The sequence below is a fragment of the Rossellomorea arthrocnemi genome, assembly GCF_904424705.1.
GTDB classification, from domain to species: domain Bacteria; phylum Bacillota; class Bacilli; order Bacillales; family Bacillaceae_B; genus Rossellomorea; species Rossellomorea arthrocnemi.
Genome location: NZ_CAJGBF010000005.1, coordinates 50,446 through 65,954 on the forward strand (window position 1 = coordinate 50,446; position 15,509 = coordinate 65,954).

Below are 15,509 nucleotides of genomic sequence, written 5' to 3' on the forward strand. Positions count from 1 at the left end.
TTAAAAATTATGCCCTGGAATTTTACTCAATAAATGAGGCAGGTATGCGTAAAGCACAAAAAAACCTGCTATCACTTGGATAACAGGTTTTTTTCATTATTGTCTAGCTTGTATAAACTTGTGAAAACGGACCAGGTTGTGATTCATCATTAAGAAGAATGTGTTGCTCTGAGTTTCCTTGGTTCTTCACGCTCTCCTTGGTGTATGTAAATACTGAACCACTCAGGACGATTGATAATGACACTAAAAGCACTTTTATTTTTAACATAGTAATTTCTCCCCTTCACATCTGATAATTCTATCGTACAGGAAGGAAATGGTTAAAAATAACTAGTAAAATATTCGTGCTTCAAGGTGTAATTACACCATCATTTAGCCCTATATATTTACTTATTGATAGATAGTCGGTGTTTCAATAATCTTATTCTCATTCTTAAGAGCAATCTGATAGTACTTTGCGGCCATTTTATAGGCATTCACATTGAAGTAATGATCCCCAAGCGAGATGGAATGCTTTTTCGCTAACAAGAATTGTTGATGCTCTAATGAGAAATGTATAAGCTGTTGCATTTCCTTCTCATAGTTGTAATCATCCCTTCGCACTTTATATAATTCAGCTACTAACGCATGAATATCTACATACAAATAGCGCAAGTCCAATGTTTCAACAATTTCTACCGCTTCATTTAGATAGTTATTGACCAGATTCCATTCTTTCAGTTCGGAGTACACTTCTACTAAACCCCGCAAAGAATAAATTCTTTCTTTGTCATTTCCTTTATGAATCTGCAGACTTTTCTTAAAATGAATAATCGCCTGGTCAAACTCTTTCATTCCTTGAAAGACTCTTCCATAATTGTACTCGATCATTCCTACAAACGTATCATCATGGTCCATGTCCATCAATGATTCAGCTTTTGAAAGAGAGTCTTTCGCTTCTTCAAACATTTGATCCAAATGATATTGAACCCCTAACGTAATGAGAGTAGAAATGATATTCGTCGTTTTCCCCAATCGTTCGTATAATTTATAAGCCTTTAATGTATAGTGACGACTTATGTCTTGCTTCTTAGCCAATCTCTGTTTCACTAAACTAAGATTATAATACAAATTGGCCCTTTGAATGCTCTCATCTTCTTCCATTAAACGGTCTGCTTCGGAGTAGTATTCATCAGCCTTGTGAAAGTTTTGTTTCTGATAGAAGTAGTTTCCACAAGCAATATAGTAAAACTCCGAGTCTTCCGGATAGTATTCATGGACATGATCCGGTAAGAGTTTAAGAGAATTGGTATAAATACGATCCGCGTTTTTCTGAACATTTAACCGAACATAATAATGTAATAAAACTCCATGGATTTGCAGGAGAACCGGTACCGGATGCATCTCCATGGAATGAATTTCTAAAAAGGCGATTTCTCTTTCAGACATATAATTTGTCATTTTATACTGTTCAATCGTTTCCTGAATCGTCGCCTCAAAATTGGTAATATCGTTATCTGTTAAATATTCAATCGCTACATCCAGCTTTTTGGAGATTTTCTGTAAAAACGCTTTAGAAGGCTTGATTTTACCATTCTCTATTCTGCTTAGATACGTAATGGAACAGATCCCTTCTACTAATTCAGATTGGTTCATGCCTTTATGGATACGTAATTGCCTGATTCTTTCAGCTAAAAACAATGTTTCACCCTTTTCTTTCCCTTTTTAATTGAACGATCCTGCTACCTTCTATTAGATCTAGTTCGATCACCAGACACCTTCTTCCATTTTTCCTTTTCAAGTAGCTGTGATCGTTTATTCGTCTGTCTATCTAAAAAGGCTAATTCTTTCTGGAACTTCTTATAATTATCATACCGTTTTTGATCCAGCAGTCCTTCTTCGATTGCCCGTTTCACACGACAAGATGGCTCATATTCATGCTGACAATCATTGAACTTGCAGTCTTTAGCCAATACCTCTATATCTGAGAAGCTTTTCATCATACTATTGTCTACATTCCAAAGTTGCAACTCTCTCATACCTGGCGTATCAATCAGGATTCCACCATCAGGAAGAATAATCAATTCTCTGTGTGTGGTCGTATGCTTCCCTCTATCATCCCTGTCCCTTACTTCCTTCACCTGCTGTTTATCCGCTCCAAATAAATAGTTACATATCGTCGATTTCCCTACACCAGAAGAACCAAGAAGTGCAACTGTCTTACCTTCCAGACAATATCCCTTCAGGGGTTCCAGACCCACACCTTCCGTTGCACTTATCGCATGGATCGGAACTCCTGGCGCAACATCTTCAATGTCCTTGACCCGCGATTCAATATCATCGCATAAATCAGTTTTACTCAAGACAATGACTGGATTAGCTCCGCTTTCCCATGCTGTAATCAAGTACCTTTCAATGCGCCTGATATTGAAGTCATTGTTTAAAGACATCACCAGAAACACTGTATTAATATTCGTAGCGACAATTTGCTCCTCAGTCGACTCCCCGGAAGCTCTCCGGGAAAATTTACTAAACCGTGGAAGAATACCATGTATTGTAGCTTTCCCCTCTTCTCTTAATATAGAAATGGCCACCCAATCTCCTACTGCAGGGAATTCGCTTCTCTCCTCCGCAATGTGTCTGAACTTACCCGACACCTCTGCAAACATCTCGCCCGCTTCGGTCATGACCCGGTAACTATTTTTATGCTCGAGAACGATTCTCCCTACTTCATACCCGTATTCTTTATATTCACTAAACTTCTCTGCTAAAGATAAATTCCAGCCCAACTGAGATAACTCCATCCATTCTCCTCCTATGTATATCCAAACCTGCTAAAAATCAGATAGTAAAGAATATTCTAAAATAATACTAAACCATATTTTTCAATTAGACAATATCATCTACCCAGGTTTATTGAACCATCCTGAATGGACTATTTGTTCTTCCATTGGCTTATACATCAGCTATTACTATTCATTAATGAGGAAACAAGAGAACTGTCCCGTTGATCACTGAGAAAATATGCCCAAAAGAATATTTTAATCTATTAATGACGAAAACTTTTTTACTATATTATGGATTTTGGATTCGGACAGGGTCTTTAGATCGAGTATTTTGAATACGCAGAAGGTAAGGATGAAAAAAGGGGTGAAAGTATTACTAAGTATTATCTTGTTCGCTGGAATATTCAGTGGGTTTGCCGGAAAAAAAGCGAGTGCCGGAGATAGTAATAAAGACGTGAAGTACTCTCTGTACAAGCCCCCTCTTCCACCTCAGGAGCCCCCTTTTTTTTACGATTGTATTCATGTTGTGCATCGTTTCGTCCATCACCTAACTCACTTCTTCAAAATTTATATCTTCCATTGACTTCTTCATACAATTGGAAAATCCTCCTTTATAGTAGAGTGGGGACGGTTCTTCTGAATCTCCGCAAAGCTCTCTTAGTAAGAGCGAACGGAAGCAAGAGAATCGTCCCCATCTTCAAACTTGAATACACTAAACAACCGTTTATCTCTTCATACCCCTCCATTTCGACATTTCTTTCTTCCAACCAAACGTTTTTCTAACTCCCCGGCGGCCCTTCCCCATCCTTATACGTCACCACAACCCCATCCTCAATATTTCGTATCAACCCATACCCCTCCAACCTTACGAGACAATCCCTAATCCACTCCCTCGAATACCAATCCAACTTCTTCCCATTGTAATACCAAAGCGACTCACTCATGTCATGTAACATCCTACTATTATCGTGAATATACGTACCATCCTGTCCTGCACGAAGCAGAATCCACACATACACCCGTAAGTCCGCCGGGTTTCGATACACCTCATGATCCACCATTTCTTCCTTTATCCATACTGTTTGATCCATGTTCATCTCCTCCTTCACCCTTTATATACAGATTTTTGGTTCAGGAGGACACCATCGAACAAACTTTTTTCATTTAGTTTCATTTCACATGACAGCCCCACGCTCACGATACGCTTTCAGCTCTTCCATCAGCTTGGCTTTCTCCGCTTCAAACTCCTTGTCGGTAATATCAAGAAAGTCTTGTGATTCACTGGTGAACCAATCCGGCAGCATTTCCGTCCGAACCGGCTTCCTTGTTCCGCTGCACACGTTTCGCTTAGAGTGCTTCTCAAACATTCTCTGGGACTCTTTCGTCCTCGCATCCTTCACATCCCGAACCTTTAACTGCTCCCAATTCACAAGGATTGCGTCTACGTAGCTCCAATAATACTTCCCCTGTTCAACCGCCCTCTTCATCGCTTCCACCACAAGACTTTCGGAAAGACTGTCACACCAGCTTTTGATTTTCTCCTGGATATACGTCCCCACCCGGCCGAATCCATTGTCTCTGAAAAAGGTCACCGGACACTCGGCCGCGCTTTGTTCTTGTTCTTCATGATTTTCTGAAGAACTCTTTGAAGTACTCTCTGTATACGTCCCAGCTTCCACCTCAGGAGCCCCTTCCTCTTGATGTGTCAGACCCTCCTTTGAAGGGGATGACGTGGTACGTTCCGGCGTATCAGGTGGGCAAATGGAAACAAGCTCTGTCACGTTACACCGTTCCTCCATCATCCGTTTCACATTCCCAGCGACCGGCTGCACATACATCACATTGTTTAAAATCATGCTCGAAGACGAGATTGTTCTGAACTCCCGAATCAGCAAATGATGCTCCACCAGAAAATCAATGGCATCTTTCACCTGACGCTTCGTAAACCCATATGTATCCGCAAAGGCCTGATAACTCTTCTGCAGCATGTCCCCCTTGAATTTCGTCCTGGCCCCGACGACCATTCCGCTGTCATCCCTGATCATCGTCGGCCTGTACCAATAGACGATATCAGCGAGTAACGTAATCGCCACAAAATGGGCTTTCCCGCTTGAAAAGGTAATGTTCTTGTACCATAGATGAGGAACGATATTCCCCACGATTTCCATTTCCCCGATTTGATCCACTACTTGACATCCTGATTTCATCTTTTCTTCCACCCTTCTGATCTTTTCATGGTTTATATAGGGAGTAGAAGTGAAATAGGACACCCTGAAGAGGAAATTATTTTTTGAAAAAGAAAACAAAAAAAGCCAGGGCTATTTACCCTCGCTTTGTCTTCAAGCTCTTTCCAATAAATTTGTATTTTTCGTACTTCAATGATTTTTTTGCTTTCAATTAGATCGATTCCTTCTCTGTGTAACTGATCGGGATCCAGATCCAGCTCTCCTGGCCAAGTGATGGTTCTCAATTCATCATCCACATACACTTTACTGAAAAATTCAGGGTCTTTCAGTTTTTTAAGAATACCTTCCATATGAGGTTTGATGTCTACGAACTTTTTGGATCCATTGGTGAAATCAATGAGAAGCCATCCGTCCATCTCAGGAATTGTAGCTACATTATCTATGTGAATCATCAAAACACCTCCTGGTTTAGGGGTGGTATTCTGCAAGGTGCCTCATTACGCCTGCAGTCATTCTACGCCTTCATCATATCACCTTTATAAAGCTCAAGCCATTTCATGACCATCTTCTCTTTGCTTGCGGGTAAAGCATCGTCTCCCTTTACATATTCGCCTGTCATTATTTCTATTCTTGTCATAAATCCAGAATCATTTACACGAAAGTGAGGAGGATCATGATCGTTGTAATACAAATGTATGGTAATCCCCAAAATTTGCTGATCATCGGCATATGATTCTTCCACCTTCTTTCTTTATGTCATCAAGTTAAAGGTTCACCAATCACTCGGGCACCATGATGTTTCTCACTTGGCGGTCTCCTATGCAGTTTGACCGCTTCCCACATATGTTGTTCCGTTACCTTTACTGAATCGTCCAAATCAGCGATCGTTCTCGCAAGTCGAATAACCTTCACCTGCATCATGAAGAAAGATGACTGAATCGAGGTGAAACCTATGACTGTCTTTATCACTGTCGCTCTTATTCTCGCCGTGATCTTTTCATTCGCTGCCTGGTTCAATACCCAGGTTCTCATCAGGGAAATGACCGATATGAAAGAGCATTTAGATATGAAGGAAGAGAAAAAACGTCCCTTGATCTGATTAGGTAAATGGATCGATTTCCAGTGATATTTCACTAGGCTTTTCCCTCATAATCTGATATGGTAATGATTAGGTTGCAAAAAAAAGGTGAGGGAACGAATAGATGAGAGCAGAGAAACATAAACGAGGTAAAAAACGCATATGGTTAAGGGTCGTCGGGATTGCCTTTCTCCTGATGCTTCTTGGTGGTGGGGCTTACGCCTACAGCATTTACCATAGCTTAAACTCAGCAGTGGAAACGATGCATACGCCGATCGACCGGGATATGTCATCGAAACGGACGAAGGAAGTAACATTCACAGATAAAGAACCATTCTCCGTCCTGTTACTGGGCGTCGATGAACGGGAAAACGATAAAGGCCGATCTGATTCCATGATCGTACTGACCGTGAATCCGCATAAGAAATCCGTGAAGATGATTTCCATCCCGCGTGACACTCTGACGGACATCGTCGGGCATGGTACAAGGGATAAGATCAACCACGCTTACGCATTTGGCGGGGTCGAAATGTCTATGGATACCGTTGAAGGTCTACTGGATATTCCGATTGATTACTACGTACAGATCAACATGGAAGGCTTCGAAGATATCGTCAACGCAGTCGGCGGTGTAACAGTGAATAATGACCTGAACTTCAGTTACGGCGGTTACTCCTTTAAAGAAGGCGAGCTTAAGCTGAGCGGGAAGGAAGCACTTGCCTTCTCCCGTATGAGATATGAAGATCCACGTGGGGACTTCGGCCGTCAGCTTAGACAACGTGAAGTCATCCAGGCCGTCATCAACGAAGGTGCCAGCGTCTCAAGCCTATGGAATTTCGATAATATCTTCGATGCGTTAGGAAACAACGTAAAGACGAACCTGAAATTCGAGGAAATGGTCGATATTCAGAAGCATTATAAATCCGCTTCTAAGGATATTCAACAGATCCAGATCAAGACAGGCTCAGGTACGAAGATCGATGGTATCTATTATTATGTGATTCCTGATGAGGAATTGAGTGAGATTCAAGGTACTCTCCGGGATCATCTGGAATTATAAACAATAAAGGCTCAGGATGCGATGGCGTCCTGAGCCTTTTCTTTATCTCTTCTCTGTCTTTTGTTTATCGATATAAGCTTCCTCTGCCTTAGGGGATAACAATCCGGATGCTTTGCCGACGGTTCCGTCCTGCAATCGCCAGATCTTATTATGATCACTCACGGCCTTCGAAAAATCCCCGTCCTTCCAGCTCGTCAGGATCCCCTTATAGGTTTCTTCATGCTCATATTTATTAATCTCTAACTGACTTAACAGAAAGTCAATTCTCTCATCCGTTATTTTGAAATAAGACCATTTTTCCTTCGCCTGTACCTTTTGATGGCTCATGGCATGGATATATTGCTGCATCAGGACTTCACTTAACGGTGTTTTCACTTTTTCGCCGAAGGGATTACCGCCTTCCGATGCCACATTGTCATCCTTCACCCCGCTGGCTGCTGTCTGCTCGGCGCCACCATCCATTGATCCCTGCACTGCCCCATTATTTCCCGGCAGATTCCTGTCCAAACTGCCTACTGCTATATAAACACCTAATGCTGTCAGCAACAGAACACTCCCGATGATGATACCGACTGCCTTCCTGCTCATGTTCCACTCTCCCCTTTTACAGCTTTTTATGTATGTAGTAGTTTTCTAGATATTGGGTGGAATGTCCTCCTATTATTTAATAATAGTATCTCATTTACCATATAGGAAGGATATTCGCATGAGTGGAATATAGAATTGGGGATGTTTCAGAGTGGTTTTTTAATGGATACATTCATCAGCAGGGGCTGCTGTGACGCGTTGGACTTTTGTTGTTCCTATTCCCCAGCACCCCTGTCTTCATCTGTACCCTACTTTATCATTCTCTAATCATGGAATATTAGAATTCCTTTGTGTATACAACACCCTTTGTAGAACCGGTCATTTTCAGGTTAAGTGCTTTGAGTATTTCTGCTGCTGTTTTTGCAGAGGATAGTTGAAGGAAAGCTCTCAGTTCCCGATTGGTGATGGAGAGTTTGATGAGTTGGAAGTAATCTTCAATCGTCTTTCGATGAGCGGTTCTCGATACGTGACCGCAGCCCCGGCAGAGCCATGTACCTATCTCCCTTCCCATGATCTGGGAACATCTCTCACACCGAACTCCTTTGATGAGATCGGTTTCTGTCAGTTGATAGGCGGATAGAATAGAAGAATAGGCTGATCGGTGCTGACTCAGGAGAAGTCTTTTTACTTTTTTTAAATCAATGACTTCACGGGTATATTGGGTATTCAGCTTACTGACCTCCCTTACGATATTTTGAGCATGAATCATTTTGTCGTATGGAGAGACCCGCTTGTGACCGGAAGCCATCTTCAGGATGGTCGAGGGGTTACTGAAGGCAACGAGGAATTCAATTGGAGGACAAGGAAGCTTATTAGTATAAAACCATTTCTGAAGAAACAACTTCTGGCGGGTGGCCTGTGTGATGGGATCCGGATAACCCGTTTCGACTCCATTGAAATGTTGGGAAAGCTGATTGAATTCCGGATCAATGATCAGGGTCCCGGCAATATTTTTGATTTCAATCGGAAGAGCGTAACAAGGAGTGACCAGAAGACTATCAATCTGAAAATAATCTGGAGCAAGAGGAAGTCTTACATCATTAAAAATCAAATACTTCTTATCAGTCAGGAAACTCAAATGATAATCAACCGTGATCTCCCCTTTATATCCGGCTTTCCGCTTCTTTAAATCCAGCTCAATAAGTGATCTTTTCGGATGATTTGGAGGTTTCAGCCTATCCAATAAGGTTTCTGTTTGAAGAAGTTTAAGAGGAGGGGTCCGCTTTTTCACAATCATATAGGAATACTTCACTCCTTTCCATTTATAAAATAGTTCTCCATTTATTAAGAAAATCCTGCTTCTTGACCAGAAATTGTTTTGGATTGTCTGGTTTTGGTTGGAGCGTGGTTCGGAATGGGGGTTGTGGGCCGTTTTGGGGGTGGATTCTCCTATTTGGGTCAGTCTCTCGGAAGAATCATGCGGGATTTAAGGGGGATCATGCCGGATGTAGGATTATCATGCGGGGGATGGGTTTTTCATGCGGGATTGTGATGAATCATGCGGGATTTAAGATAATCGTGCCGCCGTGTCGAATTTTCTTTATATGTCCCCACGACTACGCTCCTCCGGCTTCAGGTTACCTTCTCCCTCAACAGGCAGATGCCCGGTTCCTTAAACAGAGTATTTCTGCTTTTTTCATTCATTTCTAAACGAATTTCTTCTTTAGATTGTCTGTTTTAGCCGAGATTGTGATCCGGGATGGGGATTGTGGGCCGTTTTGGAGGTGAATTCTCCTGTTTGGGTCAGTCTCGCGGAAGAATCATGCGGGATTTAAGGGGGATCATGCCGGATTCAGGATTATCGTGCGGGATATGGGTTTTTCATGCGAGATTGTGATGAATCATGCGGGATTTAAGATAATCGTGCCGCCGTGTCGAATTTTCTATATGCGTCCCCACGACTACGCTCCTCCGGCTTCAGTTTCCCTTCTCCCTCAACAGGCAGATGCCCGGTTCCTTAAACAGAGTATTTTTGCTTTTTTAATCATTTCTAAACGAATATCTTCTTTAGATTGTCTGTTTTAGCTGAGATTGTGATCCGGGATGGGGATTGTGGGCCGTTTTGGAGGTGGATTCTCCTGTTTGGGTCAGTCTCGCGGAAGAATCATGCGGGATTGTGATGAATCATGCCGGATTTCAGATAATCGTGCCGCCGTGTCGAATTTTCTATATGCGTCCCCACGACTACGCTCCTCCGGCTTCAGGTTACCTTCTCCCTCAACAGGCAGATGCCCGGTTCCTTAAACAGAGTATTTTTGCTTTTTTCATTCATTTCTAAACGAATTTCTTCTTTAGATTGTCTGTTTTAGCTGAGATTGTGGGCCGGGATGGGGGTTGTGGACCGTTTTGGAGGTGGATTCTCCTGTTTGGGGTATCCTCGCGGGAGTATCATGCGAGATTTGAAGGGGATCATGCCGGATGTAGGATTATCATGCAGGTTATGGGTTTTTCATGCGAGATTGTGATGAATCATGCGGGATTCCAGATAATCGTGCCGCCCTGTCGAATTTTCTATATACGTCCCCACCACTACACTCCTCCGGCTTCAGGCTCCCTTCTCCCTCAACAGGCAGATGCCCGGTTCCTTAAACAGAGTATTTTTGCTTTTTTGATTCATTTCTAAACGAATTTCTTCTTTAGATTGTCTGTTTTAGCTGGGAGCGTGATCCGGGCTGGGGGTTGTGGGCCGTTTTCGAGGCGGATTCTCCTGTTTGGGGGATTCTCGTAGAAGAATCATGCGGGATTTGAAGGGGATCATGCCGGATTCAGGATTATCATGCGGGGGATGGGTTTTTCATGCGGGATTGTGATGAATCATGCCGGATTTCAGATAATCATGCCGACGTGTCGAATAATCTTCACAATCTCAATCAAAAACGCCCTACCCCTCAAGGCAGGACGTTTCAATCAAACTTAGAATCTTTTATACCCGACAAATTTTGGCTTCCAATACGTATTACTCAATTTCGAAACGACTACTCCGCTGTCCGATGCGTGGATGAATTCCCCGTTCCCGACGTAGATTCCCATGTGGCTGATGCCGGCTTTATACGTATTTTCGAAGAATACGAGGTCGCCTGCTTTCGGGCTTGATACGAAGGATGATTTGCTGTAGTAGCCTTCAGTGTTCGTACGTGCAATCGATTGTCCGGCCTGGTTGAATACATAGTAGATGAATCCGCTGCAGTCGAAGCCTGATGGTGATGTGCCTCCCCATGCATACGGGGTTCCTACGTATTTCCTGGCGATGTCAACGACGTTTGAAGATGGCGTTTCCGTTCCGCCTGAAGTTCCTTTAATGGACAGTTTTTGACCAACATAGATTGTGCTTGTGTTAAGTCCGTTCCAGGACATGATGTCGGACACGCTGACATTATAGCGGACGGCAATGTGAGATAGAGTATCCCCTGACTGTACAGTGTAGGTGCTTGATCCCGCTGGTGGTGGAGTAGTTGTTGTACCGCCGGAGGAAACAATCAATGTCTGTCCGGGATAAATCATATCACTCTTTAGATGATTCCATGATTTCAGTTCTGAAACATATACGTCGAATTTTGCCCCGATTTTTGAAAGGTAATCACCTGACTGTACCGTATAGGTTTTCGCAGAAGAACTGCTTGGAGCTGATACTTCCAGTACTTGATTCACATAGATCAAGTCAGAGCTAAGGTTATTCCAGTTTTTCAAGTTTGAAACAGATGTATCATATTTATAAGCAATCACGGAAAGGGAGTCACCTGATTGAACGCGGTAAGAAGCCGCTTCCGTTGAATTGGCAGCCATTGTCGAGACTAGTGCAGCAGCAGTAAAGGCAATAATTGTTTTCTTCAAAAATATTTCTCCTTCATAAATAGTGTCGAATTTTAGTGCTTGTCCATTATCTATGAAAGAGACCCATATTTTAATAGGCTAATATTCTTATATGAAGAAAAATCAGGAAGAAACCCCAGTATAATAACACTTGGTACTTTATGGACTGATTACCAATTGTCGATATGGCGTTATGAGAGTGAGTGATTTCTCCTAAAGATATTCATCATCAAAATGAAAACGGCTACACTTTTTATTGACAACTTGTATATACATGAATACAATAGAATCATATCTTGTATATACAACATCCCTATAAAAATGAAAGCGTTTCGTTCTATTTTTTACGAAAGCATGAACGGAAGCGTTTTTCACATACTATTTAGGGGAATTCCATTAATAGAAATGAAAGCGGGTACAACGCTTTTATGAAAGGTGCCAGACACCTTTCATCATTCCAAGGGAGGGAATTTCATGAGCGTGAAACGTGAAGACGTTCTCGAAATCATTGAAGCGATTGGCGGCAAGGATAATATCCGCACGGCCACTCACTGTGTGACTCGTCTACGGCTGGTGCTGAATGATGAGAAAAAGGTTGATAAAGAAAGATTAGAGGCAATTGATCTGGTGAAGGGGTCCTTCTCTTCCAATGGTCAGTTCCAGGTTGTCATTGGACAGGGCCTTGTGAATAAAGCGTATCAAATGCTGGCAGAAGAAACGGGGATCGAGCAGGCATCGAAGCAGGATGTAAAGGATGCTGCGACTCAAAACCTGAATCCCCTGCAGCGTGCGATCAAAGTACTGGCGGATATCTTCATTCCGATCCTGCCGGCGATCGTAACGGCCGGTTTGTTGATGGGTCTGAATAATATCCTGACCGGGCCGGACATCTTTTTTGACAAAAAATCAGTCATTGATGTGTACCCTCAATGGGCAGATCTCACGAACATCATTAACTTGATTGCGAATACCGCATTCGTGTTCCTGCCGGGACTCATTGGTTGGTCGGCGGTTAAACGTTTTGGTGGTAGCCCGCTCCTCGGTATAGTACTCGGATTGATGCTTGTGCATCCTGACTTATTGAATGCTTGGTCATACGGTTCTGCCGAAAAGATTCCAACTTGGAACTTGTTCGGTTTGGAAGTCGACAAAATCGGGTACCAGGGACAAGTATTACCGATCTTATTTGCTTCATTATTATTAGCGAAAATCGAAAAATTCCTGGATAAACGGGTCCATGACTCGATCAAGTTATTGGTTGTCGCTCCTGTAGCGTTATTGATTACTGGCTTCGCAGCCTTTATTCTAATTGGACCAGTGACATTCTTCATCGGTAACATGCTGACAGACAGTGTCGTTTGGGTGTTCGATCACGTTTCTTGGTTAGGTGGTCTCTTATACGGTGGTTTATACGCTGTGATGGTTATCACGGGAATGCACCATACGTTCCTGGCAGTGGACTTACAGCTTGTCTCAAACGCAGGCGGGACATTCTTATGGCCGATCCTGGCATTATCCAATATCGCTCAAGGATCCGCAGCACTTGCCATGATGTTTGTCGCGAAGAAAGAAAACGAAAAACTGCGCGGCTTGGCAGGAACCTCTGCCCTATCCGCATATCTCGGCATTACAGAGCCTGCCATGTTCGGGGTTAACTTGCGGTACAAGTACCCGTTCATCTCAGCATTGATTGGTTCTGCCATCGGTGGTGTGCTACTCGCCATGACCGGGACGAAAGCATTCTCCATCGGTGTCGGTGGACTGCCTGGTATCCTTTCCATCAAATCGGAATATTGGGTGCCGTTTGCCATCGGTATGGTCATCGCCGTCGTCGTACCATTCGTGTTGACCATGATCTGGTCCAAATTCAGCAAAAACGAAGTAGCCTGATAGAGAGAGAAAACAGTTGCACTAACTTGTATATACAAGTTAAAATGAGGGGGACAAATCCATTCTTACCACTTACCTATAAAGGACAGTGATGGGGATGTTTGTCCCCTTTTGGTTGTAGGGTGGTTGTAGAGGGACGGACCTTCAAATCTGCTATATTTGAAGCGTCTTTTCCTATGAAATAAGGGTTTATGAAGTAGTGTGGAAGGTCCGTCCCTCCACAAACCCAGACCCATAAATAACAAATCCCATAAGAGCAATGTTTATATGTAATATAATTGGCGGATGAGTAGGAAATGTGAGGTCCGTCCCTCAAAAATATGTGAAGGATGGTGTGTGGTGTATGAAGCAGCCTTGGTGGAAGAAGTCGGTTGTGTATCAGATTTATCCGAAGAGTTTTTATGATACGTCGGGGAATGGTGTTGGGGATATTAAGGGGATTACGGAGAAGCTTGATTATTTGAAGAAGCTTGGGATTGATGTGGTGTGGATTACGCCTATTTATACGTCTCCTCAGAATGATAACGGTTATGACATTAGCGATTATTTCAATATTCACGATGAGTACGGGACGATGGAGGATTTCGATGAGCTTCTGGAGGAAGCCCACTCCCGCGGCATCAAAATCATCATGGATATCGTGATCAACCATACGTCGACGGAGAATCAGTGGTTCATCGAGTCGCGGAAGTCGAAAGACAATGAATACCGTGACTTCTATATATGGAAGGACGGCAAACCGGATGGTTCCGAGCCGACGAACTGGCAGTCAAAGTTCGGCGGCAACGCCTGGCAGTACGATGAAGAAACAGGTCAGTACTATCTTCACCTCTTTGATGTGACTCAGGCTGACTTGAATTGGGAGAACGATGAGGTCCGCAGGAAGCTCTATGATATGATGCATTTCTGGCTGAAAAAAGGCGTAGACGGTTTCCGTCTGGACGTAATCAATCTTATTTCCAAGGATCAGGACTTTCCGGACGATGACGGATCCGTCGCACCTGGAGACGGACGCAAGTATTACACAGACGGTCCCAATGTCCACGATTACATGCAGGAAATGAACGAGGAAGTCTTCTCTCAATACGACATCATGACCGTGGGGGAAATGTCTTCCACCACCATCAATCACTGTATCAAGTATTCCAAACCTGAACGCAACGAACTCAGCATGACGTTCAACTTTCACCATCTGAAGGTGGATTATCCAAACGGGGAAAAATGGTCGGTGGCAGACTTCGACTTCCTGAAGCTGAAGGAGATCCTTTCTACCTGGCAGCATGAAATGCACGAGGGAGGCGGCTGGAACGCCCTCTTCTGGTGTAACCATGACCAACCGCGCATCGTGTCCCGCTATGGGGAAGACGGGAAATACCGTAGCGAATCGGCTAAGATGCTCGCCACTACAATCCATATGATGCAAGGAACCCCTTATATCTATCAAGGGGAAGAATTCGGGATGACGAATCCGAAATTCACGAGCATCGATGAGTACCGTGACGTAGAGTCCCTTAATACCTTCAACATTTTGAAGGAACAAGGACAAGCGGAAGAAGAGATTCTGGAAATCCTTCGCCATAAATCCCGGGACAACTCACGTACACCAGTCCAATGGAACCGTGAAGAAAATGCCGGGTTTACGAGCGGCACACCCTGGATCCCTGTTGCGAAAAACTATAAGGAAGTAAACGCGGAACAAGCACTGGAAGATGAAAACTCAATCTTCTATCACTACCAGAAGCTGAACCGCCTCCGCAAGGAATTTGACATCATCATCGACGGCGACTATCAGCTGATTCTGAAAGATCACCCTGACATTTTCGCCTATATACGCAATGGTGACGGGGAAAAACTCCTTGCGCTGAATAACTTCTATGGTCACGAGACAGAGTTCACCATGCCTATTGAAGTGGACGTGGAAGGCTGGACGAGTGAGATCCTGATATCGAATTATGAAGATACTTCGAATCTCTATGAAAAAGTCACGCTTCGTCCTTACGAGTCAGTTGTCTTCAGGTTTACAAAATAAGAAGGCATAAGAGGCATTGTCCACTAAAGGCAATGCCTTTTTCACCTGCTTAAACAGTGTTAAAAACCCATAATTTGGGTAAAGGGTAGTTAGTTCACAAAAC

13 protein-coding genes are annotated in these 15,509 nt (G+C 43.3%); 3 read left to right on the forward strand and 10 right to left on the reverse strand.

Translation table 11 applies throughout. From position 1 onward, the window contains the following. Positions 1–390: 390 nt before the first annotated feature. The 7 genes from BAA9072_RS09105 to BAA9072_RS09135 form a co-directional block, all read right to left on the reverse strand. Entirely contained in the window at positions 391–1,680 is a 1,290-nt protein-coding gene (locus BAA9072_RS09105; RefSeq protein WP_201714375.1) for a helix-turn-helix domain-containing protein, read from the reverse strand. 41 nt (positions 1,681–1,721) lie between these two features. Beyond that, positions 1,722–2,783, reverse strand: a complete 1,062-nt coding sequence (gene rsgA / locus BAA9072_RS09110) for a ribosome small subunit-dependent GTPase A (RefSeq protein WP_201714376.1) — start codon at positions 2,781–2,783, stop codon at positions 1,722–1,724. A gap of 761 nt (positions 2,784–3,544) precedes the next feature. Further along, positions 3,545–3,856, reverse strand: a complete 312-nt coding sequence (locus BAA9072_RS09115) for a hypothetical protein (RefSeq protein ID WP_201714377.1) — start codon at positions 3,854–3,856, stop codon at positions 3,545–3,547. 84 nt (positions 3,857–3,940) lie between these two features. Next, complete coding sequence (locus BAA9072_RS09120) at positions 3,941–4,972, reverse strand: DnaD domain-containing protein (RefSeq protein ID WP_201714378.1); 1,032 nt, start codon at positions 4,970–4,972, stop codon at positions 3,941–3,943. A gap of 32 nt (positions 4,973–5,004) precedes the next feature. After that, positions 5,005–5,403 carry a DUF2442 domain-containing protein gene (locus tag BAA9072_RS09125; RefSeq protein ID WP_201714379.1) on the reverse strand — a complete coding sequence of 133 codons (399 nt, stop codon included), beginning with the start codon at positions 5,401–5,403 and terminating at the stop codon, positions 5,005–5,007. A 62-nt stretch (positions 5,404–5,465) separates the two neighbouring features. After that, the gene (locus tag BAA9072_RS09130; protein ID WP_201714380.1) at positions 5,466–5,693 is read right to left on the reverse strand and encodes a DUF4160 domain-containing protein; all 228 of its coding nucleotides are present in this window, start codon (positions 5,691–5,693) and stop codon (positions 5,466–5,468) included. Positions 5,694–5,710: 17 nt separating this feature from the next. Then, positions 5,711–6,085, reverse strand: a complete 375-nt coding sequence (locus BAA9072_RS09135; protein ID WP_201714381.1) for a magnesium chelatase subunit ChlI family protein — start codon at positions 6,083–6,085, stop codon at positions 5,711–5,713. A gap of 68 nt (positions 6,086–6,153) precedes the next feature. Between BAA9072_RS09135 and tagU the strand changes: the two genes are divergently transcribed. Beyond that, positions 6,154–7,089, forward strand: coding sequence for a polyisoprenyl-teichoic acid--peptidoglycan teichoic acid transferase TagU (tagU, locus tag BAA9072_RS09140; RefSeq protein WP_201714382.1), 936 nt, complete (start codon positions 6,154–6,156; stop codon positions 7,087–7,089). Between the two features lie 42 nt (positions 7,090–7,131). Here tagU and BAA9072_RS09145 read toward each other — a convergent pair whose 3' ends face one another. From BAA9072_RS09145 to BAA9072_RS09155, 3 genes are all read right to left on the reverse strand, one after another. After that, positions 7,132–7,677, reverse strand: coding sequence for a DUF6241 domain-containing protein (locus tag BAA9072_RS09145; RefSeq protein WP_201714383.1), 546 nt, complete (start codon positions 7,675–7,677; stop codon positions 7,132–7,134). A 277-nt stretch (positions 7,678–7,954) separates the two neighbouring features. Further along, positions 7,955–8,914, reverse strand: a complete 960-nt coding sequence (locus BAA9072_RS09150; RefSeq protein ID WP_201714384.1) for a nuclease-related domain-containing protein — start codon at positions 8,912–8,914, stop codon at positions 7,955–7,957. Positions 8,915–10,590: 1,676 nt separating this feature from the next. Further along, a complete protein-coding gene (locus BAA9072_RS09155) occupies positions 10,591–11,508 on the reverse strand; it encodes a C40 family peptidase (RefSeq protein WP_201714385.1) in 918 nt (305 codons plus the stop codon). A gap of 453 nt (positions 11,509–11,961) precedes the next feature. Between BAA9072_RS09155 and treP the strand changes: the two genes are divergently transcribed. Both treP and treC read left to right on the forward strand, forming a co-directional pair. Then, positions 11,962–13,377 (forward strand): PTS system trehalose-specific EIIBC component, encoded by a 1,416-nt coding sequence (gene treP, locus BAA9072_RS09160; RefSeq protein WP_201714386.1) that lies wholly within the window; start codon positions 11,962–11,964, stop codon positions 13,375–13,377. Between the two features lie 343 nt (positions 13,378–13,720). Beyond that, complete coding sequence (gene treC / locus BAA9072_RS09165; protein ID WP_201714387.1) at positions 13,721–15,406, forward strand: alpha,alpha-phosphotrehalase; 1,686 nt, start codon at positions 13,721–13,723, stop codon at positions 15,404–15,406. The last annotated feature ends 103 nt before the right edge of the window (positions 15,407–15,509 follow it).

What these genes read in the sequence shown, in the direction of transcription:
- rsgA (WP_201714376.1), bottom strand. Translation starts at nt 2,783, where the DNA reads ATGGAGTTATCTCAGTTGGGCTGGAATTTATCTTTAGCAGAGAAGTTT.
- BAA9072_RS09115 (WP_201714377.1), bottom strand. Translation starts at nt 3,856, where the DNA reads ATGGATCAAACAGTATGGATAAAGGAAGAAATGGTGGATCATGAGGTG.
- BAA9072_RS09120 (WP_201714378.1), bottom strand. Translation starts at nt 4,972, where the DNA reads ATGAAATCAGGATGTCAAGTAGTGGATCAAATCGGGGAAATGGAAATC.
- BAA9072_RS09125 (WP_201714379.1), bottom strand. Translation starts at nt 5,403, where the DNA reads ATGATTCACATAGATAATGTAGCTACAATTCCTGAGATGGACGGATGG.
- tagU (WP_201714382.1), top strand. Translation starts at nt 6,154, where the DNA reads ATGAGAGCAGAGAAACATAAACGAGGTAAAAAACGCATATGGTTAAGG.
- BAA9072_RS09145 (WP_201714383.1), bottom strand. Translation starts at nt 7,677, where the DNA reads ATGAGCAGGAAGGCAGTCGGTATCATCATCGGGAGTGTTCTGTTGCTG.
- BAA9072_RS09150 (WP_201714384.1), bottom strand. Translation starts at nt 8,914, where the DNA reads ATGATTGTGAAAAAGCGGACCCCTCCTCTTAAACTTCTTCAAACAGAA.
- treP (WP_201714386.1), top strand. Translation starts at nt 11,962, where the DNA reads ATGAGCGTGAAACGTGAAGACGTTCTCGAAATCATTGAAGCGATTGGC.
- treC (WP_201714387.1), top strand. Translation starts at nt 13,721, where the DNA reads ATGAAGCAGCCTTGGTGGAAGAAGTCGGTTGTGTATCAGATTTATCCG.